This window comes from Sulfurifustis variabilis, from assembly GCF_002355415.1.
Classification (GTDB): domain Bacteria; phylum Pseudomonadota; class Gammaproteobacteria; order Acidiferrobacterales; family Sulfurifustaceae; genus Sulfurifustis; species Sulfurifustis variabilis.
In genome coordinates this window covers 2,461,737-2,476,907 of the sequence record NZ_AP014936.1, presented here as the reverse complement: position 1 = coordinate 2,476,907, position 15,171 = coordinate 2,461,737, and the positions used below count along the sequence as shown (strand labels likewise).

Genomic DNA, 15,171 nt, shown 5'->3' with positions numbered 1-15,171 from the left:
GATCTCGCGCTGCGCGCGCGTTCGTTTATTCGAGGGATCCGATGACGGAGCGGATCTGCCTGCCCGATCCCGCGCTCGCCCAGCCCTGGACGCTCGCCGCCTACCGCAGCACGGGCGGCTACGAGATCTGGGAGCGCGTCCTCCGGGGGGAGTTCGAGCCGGCGAGGATCATCGACGAGCTGAAAGCCTCGGCCCTGCGCGGCCGGGGTGGCGCCGGATTCCCGACCGGCGTGAAGTGGAGCTTCATGAACCGCAACGCACCCGGGCAGAAGTATCTCGTCTGCAACTCCGACGAGGGCGAGCCCGGGACGTTCAAGGACCGCGACATCCTTCGCTACAATCCGCACGCCGTGATCGAAGGCATGGCGATCGCGGGCTACGCGATGGGCGCGACCGTCGCCTACAACTACCTGCGCGGCGAGTTCATCGAGCCGTACGAGCGCTTCGAGTCGGCGCTCCGGGAGGCCTACGACGCCGGGCTTCTCGGCAAGAACATCCGCGGGTCCGGTTTCGATTTCGACCTTTACACGCACCTGGGCGCAGGCGCCTACATCTGCGGCGAGGAGACGGCGATGCTCGAGTCGATCGAGGGCAAGCGCGGACTGCCCCGCTACAAGCCGCCGTTCCCGGCCAACTACGGCCTTTTCGGCCGGCCGACGACCATTAATAACACCGAGACGCTGGCATCGGTGCCTTACATCCTGCGTCACGGGGCCAAGCGCTTCCTCGATCTCGGCAAGGCCAACAACGGCGGCATGAAAATTTTTTCGGTCTCCGGCCACGTCAACCGGCCCGGCAACTTCGAGGTGCCGCTCGGCATTCCCTTTCCCGAGCTCCTGAAGCTGGCCGGTGGCGTGCGCAGCGGACATCGCCTCAAGGCCGTCATCCCGGGGGGTTCCTCGGCCAAGGTGTTGCCGGGGCACGTGATGATGGAGCTCACGATGGATTACGACGCGATCGGGAAAGCGGGCTCCATGCTCGGCTCCGGCGCGGTCATCGTCATGGACGAAACGACCTGCATGGTGCAGGCGCTCCGGCGCGTGTCGCACTTCTATTATGAAGAGTCGTGCGGCCAGTGCACGCCGTGCCGCGAGGGCACGGGCTGGATGGCGCGCATGATCGATCGCATCGAGACCGGCCGCGGTCGCCCGGGCGACCTGGAGCTCCTCGACGACGTCGCGTCGAAAATCGAGGGGCGGACCATCTGCGCCTTCGGCGAGGCCGCGGCCTGGCCGGTGCGCAGCTTCGTGCAGCACTTCCGCGACGAGTTCCAGTACCACATCGAGCACCGGGCCTGCCTGCCCGAAACGCGAGCCTCCCGATGAGTGCGCCCCAGGAGCAGAAAAAGCCGGCCGCGCCGGACACGGTGTCGATCGAGGTCGACGGCAAGCCGATCCAGGCGCGCAAGGGCCAGATGATCATCCAGGCGACGGACGCGGCCGGGATCTACATCCCGCGCTTCTGTTACCACGCGAAGCTGCCGGTCGCCGCCAACTGCCGCATGTGCCTGGTCGAGGTGGAGAAGTCGCCCAAGCCGCTGCCGGCGTGCGCCACGCCCGTCGCGGAAGGGATGAAGGTCTACACGCGTTCCGACCGGGCGCGCGACGCGCAGAAGGGCGTGATGGAGTTCCTGCTCATCAATCACCCGCTCGATTGCCCCATCTGCGATCAGGGCGGCGAGTGCCCCCTCCAGGACCAGGCGCTCGGCTACGGAAAGGACTACTCGCGCTACGAAGAGAGCAAGCGCGTCGTCGCCGACAAGGACATCGGCCCGCTCATCGCCACCTTCATGACGCGCTGCATACACTGCACGCGCTGCGTGCGCTTCGGCCAGGAGCTCGCGGGCGTGATGGAGTTCGGGATGCTCGGACGGGGCGAGCACAGCGAGATCCGGACCTTCCTCGACCGCAGCGTCGACTCCGAGCTCTCGGGCAACGTCATCGACCTCTGTCCCGTGGGCGCGCTCACGTCCAAGCCCTTCCAGTACACCGCCCGCCCGTGGGAGCTGTCGAACCATGCGTCGATCAGCCCGCACGACTGCGTGGGCGCGAACATCAACGTGCAGACGCTGCGCGGGAAGGTGATGCGCGTGCTTCCGCGCGTGAACGAGGCGGTCAACGAGTGCTGGCTCGCCGACCGCGACCGCTTCGCCTACGAAGGGCTGAACTCCGACGAGCGCCTGCGCGTGCCGATGGTGCACCGTGGCGGCCAGTGGGAAGAAGTGGACTGGGCGACCGCGCTCGAGTTCACGGTCAACGGTCTGCAGAAGACCATCGCCGCGCACGGGGCAGGCCAGCTCGGCGCGCTCGCCTCGCCGACGAGCACACTCGAGGAGTTCTACCTGCTCCAGAAGCTGGTGCGCGCGCTGGGATCCGACCACGTCGACCATCGCCTGCGCCAGCTCGATTTCAGCGACGACCGGACGATGCCGCGCTTTCCCTCGCTCGGCGTCCCGTTCCCCGCGCTCGAAGACCAGGAAGCGGTGCTCCTGATCGGGGCGAACCCGCGCAAGGATCAACCGCTCCTCGGGCTGCGGCTGCGCAAGGCCGTGCGATACCGGGGCGCGCAGGTGCTGGCGGTCAACCCCGTCGACTACGAGTACACGTATGCCCCGGCCGCCCGTTTCGTCGGCGGAGCGGACGACATGTACGTGGCGGTGGGCGAGGTGCTCAAGGCGCTCGCCGCCGAGCTGAAAGCGCCGTTGCACGAGGCGAACTGGGTGGACGCCCTGGACGCGCGCCCGCACGCACGGGCGATCGCCGCGTACCTCGCCAGGCCGGGGCGCAAGCTGGTGCTGCTCGGCAACTACGCCATGAGTCATCCCCAGGCCGCCGGTTTGCGGGCGCTCGCGGCGCGCATCGCGGCGATCGCCGGGGCGACGCTGGGCATGCTGCCCGAAGCCAATTCCGCCGGGGCGTGGCTCGCGGGATGCGTGCCGCACCGGGGACCGAACGGCGCCGCGGCGCGGGAGGGCGGCCTCGGGGTGCAGGCCATGCTCCGCTCCCCGCGCAAGGCATACTTATTATTGGGTATCGAGCCCGAGCTCGACATCCTCGACGCCCCGCGGGCCGCCGCCGCGATGGACGGCGCCGATTTCGTCGCGATGCTCTCCGCGTTCAAGCCCTCGATCTACCGCAGCCGCGCCGTCGGTTATGCCGACGTGCTCCTTCCGATCGCCCCGTTCAGCGAGACCGCGGGGACGTTCGTCAACGCCGAGGGACGGCGCCAGCCCTTCGAGGCGGCGACCCGGCCGCTGGGCGAGGCGCGTCCGGCATGGAAGATCCTGCGCGTGCTGGGGAACCACCTCGGGCTGCCGGGATTCGAGTACACCTCGCTCGACGAGGTCCGCGCCGAGCTCGACCAGACGATCGAGGCGGGAGCACTGCAGCCCGGCGCCGTCCCGACCCCCGCGCGCGTGGCGCTGTCCGAAGGTGAGCTGGCGCGGATCGCCGAAGTGCCGATCTACGCCGTGGACCCGATCGTCCGACGGGCCGCCTCCCTGCAGAAGACGGCCGACAACCCGCCGCCCGCCGCGCGCGTCAACGCCGCCGAGGCGGCCCGACGGAAGCTCGCGGACGGCGACTCCGTCGACGTCCACATGGCGGAGGGCGAGGCCCGCCTGCCGCTCGTGATCGACGCCCGCGTGCCGGACGGCTGCGTGCTGATCCCTTCGGGCTATCCGGAGACCGCGACGCTCGGACCCGCCGGGCCGGTGAGCCTGGAGCGCGCGTCGTGACCGAGCTCTTTTCCGAGGCCTGGGGTGCGCTGCCCGGCTGGTCGCAGGTAACGATCCTGAGCGTCGTGAAGATCGCCGCGATCCTGCTGCCCCTGATTCTCGCGGTCGCCTACCTGACCTTCGCCGAACGCAAGATCATCAGTTACATGCAGGTGCGCATCGGGCCGAATCGCGTCGGCCCGCGGGGCTGGCTGCAGCCGATCGCGGACGTGGTGAAGCTCCTGCTCAAGGAAGTCATCGTTCCGGCGAACGCGAACCGTTTCCTGTTCGTCACGGCGCCGATTCTTTCGCTCGCGCCGGCGCTCGTCGCGTGGGCGGTGGTCCCGTTCACGAACGAGATGATCCTTGCCGATGTCGACGCGAGCCTGCTCTTCGTCCTGGCGCTCACCTCGATGGGGGTATACGGCGTCATCATCGCCGGCTGGGCGTCGAACTCGAAGTACGCGTTCCTGGGGAGCCTGCGTTCGGCGGCGCAGATCGTCGCCTACGAGATCGCGATGGGCTTCGCGCTCGTGGGCGTCCTCATGGCTGCCGGCAGCCTGAACCTCCGCGAGATCGGGCTCGCGCAGGCGGGCGGGATTCACCAGTGGTACCTGTGGCCGCTTCTGCCGCTCTTCGTCGTCTACTTCGTCTCCGGCGTGGCCGAGACCAACCGCGCGCCGTTCGACGTCGCCGAGGGCGAGTCCGAGATCGTCGCGGGTTTTCACGTCGAGTACTCCGGCATCACGTTCGGCGTGTTCTTCCTGGCCGAGTACGCGAACATGATACTCATCTCGGCCCTCGCGGCGACGATGTTCCTCGGGGGCTGGCTCTCGCCGCTGCCGCCTTTTCTGGTTCCCGACGTGCCGGTACTGGGCCCGCTGCTCGCCGACGGCACGCACTGGCTGCTGCTCAAGATCAGCGTGCTCCTGTTTTTCTTTCTCTGGTTTCGGGCGACGTTCCCGCGGTACCGCTATGACCAGATCATGCGGCTCGGCTGGAAAGTGTTCATTCCGGTCACGCTCGTCTGGATCGTGCTCATGGGGGCCGCGATGTTCCTGACCCCCTGGGGATTCATTTTCCGCTGAGGCCGCCCGATGGACGCCGTCAGACATTTCGTCAAAACCTTCCTTCTCGGCGAGCTGTGGCGGGGGCTGGCCGTCACCGGCCGACACCTGTTCGCGCGCAAGATCACGATCCAGTACCCGGAGGAGCACACCCCGGTCAGCCCGCGTTTCCGCGGCCTGCACGCCCTCCGCCGTTACCCGAACGGCGAGGAACGCTGCATCGCCTGCAAGCTCTGCGAGGCCGTCTGCCCGGCGGGCGCCATCACCATCGAGTCCACGCAGCGTGCGGACGGCACGCGCCGCACGAAGCGCTACGAGATCGACCTGTTCAAGTGCATCTATTGCGGCTTCTGCGAGGAGTCGTGTCCGGTCGACTCCATCGTCGAGACGCGCTTCTACGAGTTCCACTTCGAACAGAAAGGCCAGAACGTGATCACCAAGGAGCAGCTGCTCGCCCTGGGCGACCGCTTCGAGAAGCAGCTGGCGGCCGACCGGACGGAGGACGCGAAGTACCGATGACAACGCGCCTCGATTCGAGAAGAGCACCGCTCGGCGCGCGTCGGTTGCGCGCGGCGATGAGCTGAGAACGATGGAATTTCAGCAAGTCGTGTTCTATGTCTTCGCGGGGCTGTTGATCTTCGCGTCCGCGATGGTCGTGACGATTCGCAACCCCGTGAAGTCGGCGCTGTTCCTGGTGCTGGCCTTCTTCAGCGCGGCCGGGCTGTGGCTCCTCCTCTCGGCCGAGTTCCTGGCGATCGTGCTGGTGCTCGTCTACGTCGGCGCGGTGATGGTGCTGTTCCTGTTCGTCGTCATGATGCTGGACATCGACCTGGCCCGGCTGCGCGCCGGCTTCGGCGAATACCTGCCGTACGGCGCGATCGTGGCGGTGCTGCTCGTTCTCGAGATGGTGCTCATCCTGTCGTCCGGACGGTTCGAGACCGGGCAGATGCCGGCGCCCGAGCCGGTACCGGCCGGATACAGCAACACCAAGGAGCTCGGGCGCCTGGTGTACACGGTCTACGCCTATCCGTTCGAGCTCGCGGCGCTGATCCTGCTGGTCGCGATCGTCGCGGCGATCGCCATTACCATGCGCCGGCGCAAGGACACGAAGTACCAGGACCCCGATATGCAGATTCGGGTGCGGCGTGAAGACCGGGTGCGCGTCGTCAAGATGCGCGCCGAAAAGAAGAGCTGACGACGGGAAGGGGAGGGATGGTTCCACTCGAGCACTACCTGATTCTCGGCGCGATCCTGTTCGCGATCAGCGTCGTCGGCATCTTCCTGAACCGGAAGAACCTCGTGATCCTGTTGATGGCGATCGAGCTCATGCTGCTCGCCGTCAACACGAACTTCATCGCCTTTTCGCGCTACCTCGGCGACGCCTCCGGGCAGGTTTTCGTGTTCTTCATCCTGACCGTCGCCGCCGCCGAGTCCGCCATCGGACTCGCCATCCTGGTGGCGCTCTTCCGCAACCGCGCCTCGATCGACGTCGAGGACCTGGACAGGCTCAAGGGCTGACATGCTGGGATTGAGCCAGGAAACGATCTACCTGCTGATCCCGCTCGCGTGCCTCGCGGGCGCGATGATCGCAGGGCTGCTCGGCTGGAAGATCGGCCGCGTCGCGGCCCATACGGTCACCATCGGAGGCGTCGCGGTCGCATTCGCGCTGTCCGCTTTCGTGGTGTTGCCCGATGTCCTGGCGGGTCGCACCTTCAACGGACCGGTCTACACCTGGGGCACGAGCGGGGGGCTGCCGCTGGAGATCGGCTTCCTGATCGACCCGCTCACCGCGCTCATGATGGTCGTCGTGACCTTCGTCTCGCTCATGGTGCACGTCTATACCATCGGCTACATGCGCGACGATCCGGGATACCAGCGCTTCTTCAGCTACATCGCGCTCTTCACCTTCTCGATGCTGATGCTGGTGATGTCGAACAACTTCCTCCAGCTCTTCTTCGGCTGGGAGGCGGTCGGCTTGATGTCGTACCTGTTGATCGGTTTCTGGTTCACGCGCGAGTCGGCGACGTACGCGCAGCTCAAGGCATTCCTCGTGAACCGCGTCGGCGATCTCGGGTTCCTGCTCGGGATCGCGGCGATCTACTACTATTTCGGGAGCCTCGACTACGCCGCCGTGTTCGCGATCGCCCCGCAGCTCGCCGATCACCAGATCCATCTCCTGGACGGGGCCGTCAACGTCATGACGCTGGTTTGCCTGCTGCTTTTCATCGGCGCCATGGGCAAGTCGGCGCAGGTGCCGCTGCACGTCTGGCTTCCGGACTCCATGGAGGGCCCGACCCCGATCTCGGCGCTGATCCACGCCGCCACCATGGTCACGGCCGGCATCTTCATGGTGGCGCGCATGTCTCCGCTTTACGAGCTTTCCGAGACGGCTCTTTCGGTCGTGATGGTGATCGGCGCCGTCACGGCCTTCACCATGGCCCTGGTCGGCATCGTGCAGAACGACATCAAGCGGGTCGTCGCCTACTCGACGCTCTCGCAGCTCGGCTACATGTTCGTCGCGCTCGGCGCGTCCGCCTACAGCGTCGGCATCTACCACCTGATGACCCACGCGTTCTTCAAGGCGCTGCTCTTCCTCGCGGCCGGCTCGGTGATCATCGCGCTGCACCACGAGCAGGACATCCGCAGGATGGGCGGCCTTCGCCACCGCATGCCCTGGACCTTCGTCACCGCCTGGATCGGATCGCTCGCGCTCGCCGGGATCCCGCCGTTCTCCGGGTTCTTCTCGAAGGACATGATCATCGAGGCGGTGCACCACTCGTCGCTCCCCGGGAGCGGGATCGCGTACGCCGCCGTGCTGCTCGGGGTGTTCATCACGGCGTTCTACACGTTCCGGCTGCTCTTCCTGGTGTTCCACGGCAAGCCGCGGATGGACGAGGAGACCTTTCATCACGTCAAGGAGTCGCCCGCCGTCGTCACGGTACCGCTCGTGCTGCTCGCGATCCCCTCGATCGCGGCCGGCATCGCGACGCTCGACCCGGTCGTTTTCGGCGGCTACTTCGGGACTTCGATCAAGGTGCTCCCGGCGCACGACACCGTGGGTGCGATCGCCGGCGGATACCAGGCGGGGGGCGCCAACGTGGTGAACCGTGTCGGTGCCTTCATGGCGCACGGTCTTTACTCGGCGCCGTTCTGGCTGGCGATCTCGGGCTCCCTGCTCGCGTACTTTCTCTATCTGCGCTGGCCCGAAATCCCCGCGCGTGTCCAGGCGCGCGCCGGCGCGCTCTACCGGCTGCTGTTTAACAAGTACTATGCCGACGAGATCAACGAATTCGTTTTCGTGCGGGGCGCGCGAGGGATCGGTCGGCTGCTCTGGCGGGTGGGGGACGTGCTGCTGATCGACGGCCTCGCGGTCAACGGAACGGCGCGCGTCATCGGCTGGGCCTCGACCGTGATCCGGCAGATCCAGTCCGGTTACGTCTACCACTACGCGTTCGCGATGATCCTGGGGCTTTTCCTGCTCATCACCTTCTTCCTGCATCGGTAACCCATGATCAGCGCATACGCCCTGAGTCTCGCCGTCTGGCTGCCGATCGTCGGCGGCGTCGCCGTGCTCGCGACGGGCGGAGACGACCGCGCGCCGCTCGCGCGGGTAATCGCGCTCGTCTTCGCGGTGCTGACGTTCCTCGCGACGATCCCGCTCTACACGGGCTTCGATCCGCACACGCACCTCATGCAGTTCGTCGAGGACCGTCCCTGGATCGAGGCGTTCAGCATCCGTTATCGCCTCGGGATCGACGGCATCTCGCTCCTGCTGGTGCTGCTCACCAGCTTCAGCACGGTGCTGGTCGTGATCGCCGGCTGGGAGGTCATCCGCACGCGCGTCGCGCAGTACATGGCGGCGTTCCTGATCATGGAAGGACTCATGATCGGCGTCTTCGCCGCGCTCGACGCGATCCTGTTCTACGTGTTCTGGGAGGCGATGCTGGTCCCGATGTTCATCATCATCGGGCTATGGGGCGGGCCGAACCGGGTCTACGCGACCATCAAGTTCTTCCTCTACACCTTCCTCGGCTCGGTCCTGATGCTGGTCGCGCTGCTCTACCTGTACGGGAAGAGCGGCACCTTCGACATCCTCGCCTTCCACGGCCTCAAGCTCGGCCTCACCGAGCAGCTGCTGATCTTCATCGCTTTCTTCACCGCCTTCGCCGTGAAGGTGCCGATGTGGCCCGTGCACACATGGCTGCCCGACGCACACGTGGAGGCGCCGACGGGCGGCTCGGTGATCCTTGCCGCCATCATGCTGAAGATGGGCGCCTACGGTTATCTCCGATTCTCGCTCCCGATCACGCCGGACGCCTCCCATGAGCTCGCGTGGTTCATGATCGCGCTGTCGCTGGTCGCGATCGTGTACATCGGGCTGGTCGCGCTCGTTCAGGAAGACATGAAAAAGCTGATCGCCTACTCGTCGATCGCGCACATGGGTTTCGTCACGCTCGGCTTCTTCGTATTCAACGCACAGGGGATCGAGGGCGGGATCGTCCAGATGATCTCGCACGGGTTCGTTTCGGGCGCGCTGTTCCTCTGCGTCGGCGTGCTCTACGACCGGCTGCACTCGCGCATGATCAACGACTACGGCGGGGTGGCGAACAGGATGCCGGTCTTCGCTGCATTCATGATGCTCTTCGCCATGGCGAACAGCGGGCTGCCGGGCACCTCCGGCTTCGTCGGCGAGTTCCTGGTGATCCTCGGTGCGTTCCAGGTGAGCATCTGGTACGCGCTCGCCGCGGCCACCACGCTGGTGTTCGGCGCGGCCTACACGCTCTGGATGTACAAGCGCGTGATCTTCGGGAAGGTGAAGAACGATCATGTCGCCGGGCTCGCCGATGCAAGCCCGCGCGAGGTCGTCTTCCTTGCCGCGCTGGGCCTCGCCGTGCTGCTGATGGGCGTCTGGCCGCAGCCGTTTCTCGAAGTCATGCACGCCTCGGTCGAGCACCTGATGACGCAGGTGTCGGTCTCGAAGTTGTGAGGGCGCAATGATTCCTGTCCCGAACCTGATGCCGGCCCTCCCCGAGATCTTCGTCTTCGGAATGGCGTGCGTGATCCTGGTCGCGGACGTGTTCCGCTCGGAGCGCGCGCCGCTCCTGCCTTATGCGCTCGCGCAGCTCACCCTGATCGGCGCCGCCGCGCTCACCGCCCTGGGCGACGAGCGTGGCTATGCCTTCGGGCAGATGTTCGTCGCGGACGAACTTTCGGTCTTGCTCAAGCTCGGCGTCTATGCCGTGACGTTCGTCGTGTTCGCCTACTCGCGAGACTACCTGCAGGCCCGGGGCATGTACCGGGGCGAGTACTTCGTCCTGGGGCTTTTCGGGGTCGTGGGCATGATGGTGATGGTCTCGGCGAGCCATTTCCTGACGCTCTACCTCGGGCTCGAGCTCCTGTCTCTGTCGCTCTACGCGATGGTCGCGTTCCAGCGGGACTCGGCGCTCGCGACCGAAGCCGCCATGAAGTACTTCGTCCTGGGCGCCATGGCCTCGGGCATGCTGCTCTACGGCATGTCCATGATCTACGGGGTGACCGGCAGCCTCGAGCTCTCGGCGGTGGCCCACGCGGTGGCGGGGATCGGCGCGGACGACATCGTTCTCGTCTTCGGCCTGGTGTTCATCGTGGTCGGCGTGGCCTTCAAGCTCGGGGCCGTTCCGTTCCACATGTGGGTCCCGGACGTATACCACGGGGCGCCGAGCGCCGTGACGCTGTACGTCGGCACGGCACCGGAGCTGGCCGCGTTCGCGCTCGTTATCCGGCTGCTGATCGACGGCCTCGAGGACCTCGCCGGTGCATGGCAAGGCATGCTGGTGGTGCTCGCGGTGCTGTCCATGGCCCTCGGTAATGTCATCGCGATCGCGCAGAGCAACATCAAGCGGATGCTCGCCTACTCGGCGATATCCCACATGGGATTCCTGCTGCTCGGCATCCTGAGCGCGACGCCCGCGGGCTACAGTGCCGGGCTCTTTTACGTTCTCACGTACGCGGCGATGAGCGCCGCGGCGTTCGGGATGGTCATCCTGCTTTCCCGCTCGGGATTCGAGGCGGAGCGGCTCGAGGACTTCAAGGGCCTGAACCAGCGAAGCCCCTGGCACGCGTTCCTGATGCTGATCGTCATGTTCTCCATGGCCGGCGTCCCGCCGACGGTCGGCTTCTACGCGAAGCTGCTGGTGATCCAGTCGGTCGTAAGCGCCGGCCTCGTCTGGCTTGCGGTGCTCTCGGTGCTCTTCGCGGTGATCGGCGCGTACTACTATCTTCGCATCGTGAAGCTCATGTACTTCGACGAGCCGGCGGAGGTGACGCCGCCGATCGCGGCGCCGCGGGAATTCCGGTTCCTGCTCGGCGCGAACGCCCTGCTGCTGGTCGCCGTGATGCCGTGGGTGGGCGACGTCATCGACTGGTGCAACGCGGCGATCCGGTCGCTCCCCTGACCGGGCCGCGGCAGATACCGTCCCTCAGAACTTCTCCGTGTCCGGGCGGGCCAGGCGCGGCGGCCTCCGCCGCGCGCGCCCCCATCCGAGCAAGTCGAGCACGAGTCCGCCGAGCGGCGCGAACCGGATGAGACGAAAGGCGGCGGCGCGCGCATCCAGGTGCGGCACCGGCCGCACCTCGCGCAGGCGCGGCAAGAAGCTCGCCGCCACCAGCCCGCGCAGCATGGCGGAGACGAGCAAGACCGCCCACAACCCGCTCGACCAGTGCAGCTTGGCCCCCAGCACGTATACGGCGTGGGGCATGCGGGCGCTCAGATAGCCGCCGAGGACCGCCCCTCCGAAGGCGCCGGCACTGTTCAGCACGTTGTGCCCGGCCCAGTACGCCGTCCGGCGCTCCGGCGGCACGAGGTCGTACAGGTAATTGCCTGCCGCCAATCCGAAGCCCGCCCAGGCGAGCCCGCCGAGTGCCTGCACCAGCAGGATGTAGCCGAAGCTGTCGGACACGAGCCACAGGGCCGGCAGAAGCGGCACGAGCGCCCCGGCGACCAGCAGCACCAGCCGGTTGCCGAATACATCGGAGAACCGTCCCCAGGTCCTGAGGGTAAGCGCCTGCGTCAGCACGGTGGCGGCCGTGGAGAGCATGAACTGCAAATAGGAGAACTCCAGATCCTTCAGCATGTACACCGTGAAGAACGGGGCGGCGACCGCGACGGCAAAGCTGAAGGAGGCGGTGAACAGCGAGAAGTGGAGGAAGCGAGAAGCCATGAGCCGCGGCACGAGGTGTGAGAGCGGCGGCAGCGAGAATGACCCGGGCGCCTGATCGGGCTCGTGCATGCGCCACAACTCGTGGAGCGAGAACAGCCGGGCGACCGCAGCCAGGGTGAAGATCAGGATGAATCCGAGGCGGGTGTCCTCACGGAGCTCGAAGAGATGCAGCACCAGCCCCGCAGCGACGAGCGCGACGAGGTTCGCCACGCTCATGAGACGCGTGCGCGCGGCGAAGAATCGCCCGCGTCGCTGCGCGGGAACCAGATCGCCGATGAGGCTGCCCCAGAGCGGCGTGCCGAGGCCGATCCAGCCGTGGTAGAAGATCAGGCAGGTGATCATGACCGGCACGGCGTGGGCCGGGAAAAAGTAGGGGAGCCAGACGAGCGGAAACCAGGTGAGCGCATGCATCAGCGCCCCCGTGAGGATCACGGTGCGGCGCCGGCCCAGCCGCAGCGAAAGCCACGCGGCGAGGACCTGGGCCAGGGCGCCGAAGAGCGGCGGCACCGCAGCGAGAAGCGACACCTGGGCGGCGCTCGCGCCGAGGAAGAGCGCGTAAGCCGAGAAGTAGGTCTCGCCCGCGCCGGCCATCACGGAGTAGGCCGCGCCGTCGCGCACGGCATGTCGCAGCGATCGTTCGGTGCGTGGATCGGTCGAATATCGTCTCGTCATGCGGGCTCCCGGAAGGCGACGCGGGCCATCATACGCAGCACGGTCCCTTCGGCGCGCGCCGCTCGTGCCACCCTTACGGCTGCCCGTCGCACGGCGCACGGTTTGCGACGGACGTACGGAACCGTAGAATCACCCTGAACAGCACGAGACCGACGGATGGACAAGATTCTCGTAGAGCACCACGCCTCGCCCGCGAAGCTGGAGGTGATCGGCGTGTACGACTGGCCGATCTGGACCAGGGACGTATCCACGTTCCCGTGGCATTACGAAAAGCGCGAGGTGTGCTACTTCCTGGAAGGGGAGGCGATCGTGACGCCCGACGGCGGCGAGCCGGTGACTCTGGGACGCGGCGATTTCGTCACCTTCCCCGCGGGGCTGTCCTGCACCTGGGACATCCGCGCGCCGGTGCGCAAGCATTACGATCTGGGCTGAGGCGGGCTCCCGGAGGCGCCGTGCAAAGGACGGGCGGGGCGGGAGCGCGACCCTCGACGCAGTCGCAGGAAGCCGGGCCGCAGGTCGCGCTCCTCGCCGATACGCACGGCTATCTGGATCCGCGGATCGCGGACGTCGTGCGTGAATGCGACCTGGCGGTGCACGCGGGCGACATCGGCGGGGCGCCCGTAATTCGCGCCATGCGTCCGCGCGCGGGCCGGGTCGTCGCCGTCCGCGGCAACAACGACAGCCCGCGCAGCTGGGGCGCGGACGGGCGCGCCGCGTTGAGCGCGCTGCCGGAGGAGGCCCACCTCGACCTGCCCGGGGGCAGAATCGTGGTCGTGCACGGCGATCGGGTCACGCCGGCCGCGCGGCGGCACGAGCGGCTGCGTCGTCTTTATGGCGATGCCCGTGCGGTCGTCTACGGCCACAGCCATCGCCTCGTCTGCGACTGCGAAACGCTTCCCTGGGTACTCAACCCGGGAGCCGCCGGGCGGGCGCGGACCTTCGGCGGCCCCTCCTGCCTGGTGCTCGATGCGAGGAGGGACTCCTGGCGGGTGCGCGTGCTACGCTTCCCGCCCTGATCGAGCACGGGGCTTTCCGTTGAATTCGAATCCCGCCGGCGCGCCGCGCCTGCGCGCCTTTGTGCGAGTCCTGCTGAGCGGGGGCGTCTGGTCGGTGATCGCCGTTCAGATCGCGATGCTTTTCCTGCTTCGTGCCCACCCCGAGGAGGCCGCGCCGTCGAGTGCGCAGCTTCGGGTCGGTGCGCTGGCGGCGCTCTTCTTCGCGCTCCTCTATGTCATCGCCGGCGCGTCCCACGCGCTGGCGCGCGGCCGCGACACCGTGTCCCTGCCCGAGGTCCTCATCGCCGGGCGGGCGGTCTACGGCCGCTTCCTCTGGCTCGGCTTCAAGGCGATGCTCGTCTTTCTCGTTCTGTTCAATCTTCTGCTTTCGGTCGTGCTCGCGGCTTCAGGCGTGGAGATGCAGACGCTCGTCGAGGCATCGGTCGGCCTCTACCCGTGGCTGGGCGCCCTCATCGCCTTCGTCTTCGTTTACTGGATGCCGGTGATTTTCGTGCACGGAAACTTCGCGCTGGCCGACACCGTGCGCACGGCGCTTCTCGCGCTCTGGCACGATCGGCGCCAGGCCGCTTATCTGGCCTTCCTGACCCTGACGCCGACGGTGCTCGCCGCCTTGCTGCGCGATCCGCCGCCATTGCCCGCCGTCGTCGCGCTCAACGTCGCCGGCGGGGTGCTCGGCTGGACGGCATACGCCTTCTGCGTGTCGCGGCTGCAACGCGCCGGGGCCACGCAGCCCCTCGCCGCCGTTTCTTGAACTTCGGGACGGCCGCTTGTAGACTTCCGCGCCTTGTTGCGGGGTGGAGCAGTCTGGCAGCTCGTCGGGCTCATAACCCGAAGGTCGTAGGTTCAAATCCTACCCCCGCTACCAGTTTCTCGGTCGTCAGCGCTCGCTGCTCTCCCGGGGCGAGCCCGCGCCTCTAAGCTCCTCCAGCGTTTGAGATTTTCGCCAAACTGCTTATAATCTGCGGCCATCCTGGTCAGTTAAGGGTGTAACAAGAAGTGGGCCGCGCGCCCACTTTTGTTTTCTGGGACAACCGGTTATGCACGGGGTAGACGCTGCCCTGCGGCGGCGGCTCGAGTCCGGGGTCAGGGCGCTGGGCTTCGAGCTCGTCGACGCCGAGCTGGCCGGCAGTCGCCAGCACCAGACGCTGCGGGTATATATAGACGGCCCTCGCGGGGTCACGGTCGACGACTGCGCCGACGTGAGCCGGCAGCTTTCGGCGATCCTCGACGTCGAAGACCCGTTTCCCGGCAGTTACACCCTGGAGGTTTCATCGCCCGGTCTGGACCGGCCGCTCGTCGAGCCGGAGCACTTTCGACGCTACCGGGGCGAGACGGTGAAGGTGCGCTTGAGCGCGCCGGTGGACGGACGCCGGAACTTTACCGGCCGGCTGATCGAGGTCGACGCGGATCGTATCGTGGTCGAGGTGGACAACGAACGCTTCGAGCTGCCCTTCGGGGCGATCGAGCGGGCCCGCCTGGTCCCGCGGTTTTGAGTGAGGGTA

At 67.0% G+C, this 15,171-nt stretch carries 14 protein-coding genes and 1 tRNA gene; 14 read left to right on the top strand and 1 reads right to left on the bottom strand.

Annotated features, from left to right (window positions below):
* Positions 1-41 precede the first annotated feature (41 nt).
* From nuoF to nuoN, 9 genes are all read left to right on the top strand, one after another.
* On the top strand, positions 42-1,325 hold the full coding sequence (nuoF, locus tag SVA_RS11865) for an NADH-quinone oxidoreductase subunit NuoF (RefSeq protein ID WP_096461424.1): 1,284 nt from the start codon (positions 42-44) through the stop codon (positions 1,323-1,325).
* On the top strand, positions 1,322-3,736 hold the full coding sequence (gene nuoG, locus SVA_RS11860) for an NADH-quinone oxidoreductase subunit NuoG (RefSeq protein WP_096461423.1): 2,415 nt from the start codon (positions 1,322-1,324) through the stop codon (positions 3,734-3,736). Before nuoF ends, nuoG begins: the two co-directional genes overlap by 4 nt.
* The gene (nuoH, locus tag SVA_RS11855) at positions 3,733-4,803 is read left to right on the top strand and encodes an NADH-quinone oxidoreductase subunit NuoH (protein WP_197703180.1); all 1,071 of its coding nucleotides are present in this window, start codon (positions 3,733-3,735) and stop codon (positions 4,801-4,803) included. The genes nuoG and nuoH overlap by 4 nt, the downstream gene beginning before the upstream one ends.
* A gap of 9 nt (positions 4,804-4,812) precedes the next feature.
* Positions 4,813-5,301, top strand: coding sequence for an NADH-quinone oxidoreductase subunit NuoI (nuoI, locus tag SVA_RS11850; RefSeq protein ID WP_096461422.1), 489 nt, complete (start codon positions 4,813-4,815; stop codon positions 5,299-5,301).
* 70 nt (positions 5,302-5,371) lie between these two features.
* Positions 5,372-5,977 carry an NADH-quinone oxidoreductase subunit J gene (locus SVA_RS11845; protein ID WP_096461421.1) on the top strand — a complete coding sequence of 202 codons (606 nt, stop codon included), beginning with the start codon at positions 5,372-5,374 and terminating at the stop codon, positions 5,975-5,977.
* Positions 5,978-5,994: 17 nt separating this feature from the next.
* Complete coding sequence (gene nuoK, locus SVA_RS11840; RefSeq protein WP_096461420.1) at positions 5,995-6,300, top strand: NADH-quinone oxidoreductase subunit NuoK; 306 nt, start codon at positions 5,995-5,997, stop codon at positions 6,298-6,300.
* A gap of 1 nt (position 6,301) precedes the next feature.
* Entirely contained in the window at positions 6,302-8,287 is a 1,986-nt protein-coding gene (gene nuoL, locus SVA_RS11835; RefSeq protein WP_096461419.1) for an NADH-quinone oxidoreductase subunit L, read from the top strand.
* Between the two features lie 3 nt (positions 8,288-8,290).
* The gene (locus SVA_RS11830) at positions 8,291-9,769 is read left to right on the top strand and encodes an NADH-quinone oxidoreductase subunit M (protein ID WP_096461418.1); all 1,479 of its coding nucleotides are present in this window, start codon (positions 8,291-8,293) and stop codon (positions 9,767-9,769) included.
* Between the two features lie 7 nt (positions 9,770-9,776).
* Positions 9,777-11,216, top strand: coding sequence for an NADH-quinone oxidoreductase subunit NuoN (gene nuoN, locus SVA_RS11825; protein WP_096461417.1), 1,440 nt, complete (start codon positions 9,777-9,779; stop codon positions 11,214-11,216).
* A 24-nt stretch (positions 11,217-11,240) separates the two neighbouring features.
* Here nuoN and SVA_RS11820 read toward each other — a convergent pair whose 3' ends face one another.
* A complete protein-coding gene (locus SVA_RS11820) occupies positions 11,241-12,653 on the bottom strand; it encodes an MFS transporter (RefSeq protein ID WP_096461416.1) in 1,413 nt (470 codons plus the stop codon).
* Between the two features lie 156 nt (positions 12,654-12,809).
* On the opposite strand from SVA_RS11820, the gene SVA_RS11815 reads away from it, so the two are divergent.
* The 5 genes from SVA_RS11815 (at position 12,810) to rimP (ending at position 15,162) form a co-directional block, all read left to right on the top strand.
* On the top strand, positions 12,810-13,085 hold the full coding sequence (locus tag SVA_RS11815) for a cupin domain-containing protein (RefSeq protein WP_096461415.1): 276 nt from the start codon (positions 12,810-12,812) through the stop codon (positions 13,083-13,085).
* A 20-nt stretch (positions 13,086-13,105) separates the two neighbouring features.
* The gene (locus SVA_RS11810; protein ID WP_096461414.1) at positions 13,106-13,669 is read left to right on the top strand and encodes a metallophosphoesterase family protein; all 564 of its coding nucleotides are present in this window, start codon (positions 13,106-13,108) and stop codon (positions 13,667-13,669) included.
* 19 nt (positions 13,670-13,688) lie between these two features.
* Complete coding sequence (locus SVA_RS11805; protein ID WP_096461413.1) at positions 13,689-14,420, top strand: hypothetical protein; 732 nt, start codon at positions 13,689-13,691, stop codon at positions 14,418-14,420.
* Between the two features lie 37 nt (positions 14,421-14,457).
* A tRNA-Met gene (locus tag SVA_RS11800) sits at positions 14,458-14,534 on the top strand.
* 172 nt (positions 14,535-14,706) lie between these two features.
* Complete coding sequence (gene rimP, locus SVA_RS11795) at positions 14,707-15,162, top strand: ribosome maturation factor RimP (protein WP_096461412.1); 456 nt, start codon at positions 14,707-14,709, stop codon at positions 15,160-15,162.
* Positions 15,163-15,171 lie beyond the last annotated feature (9 nt).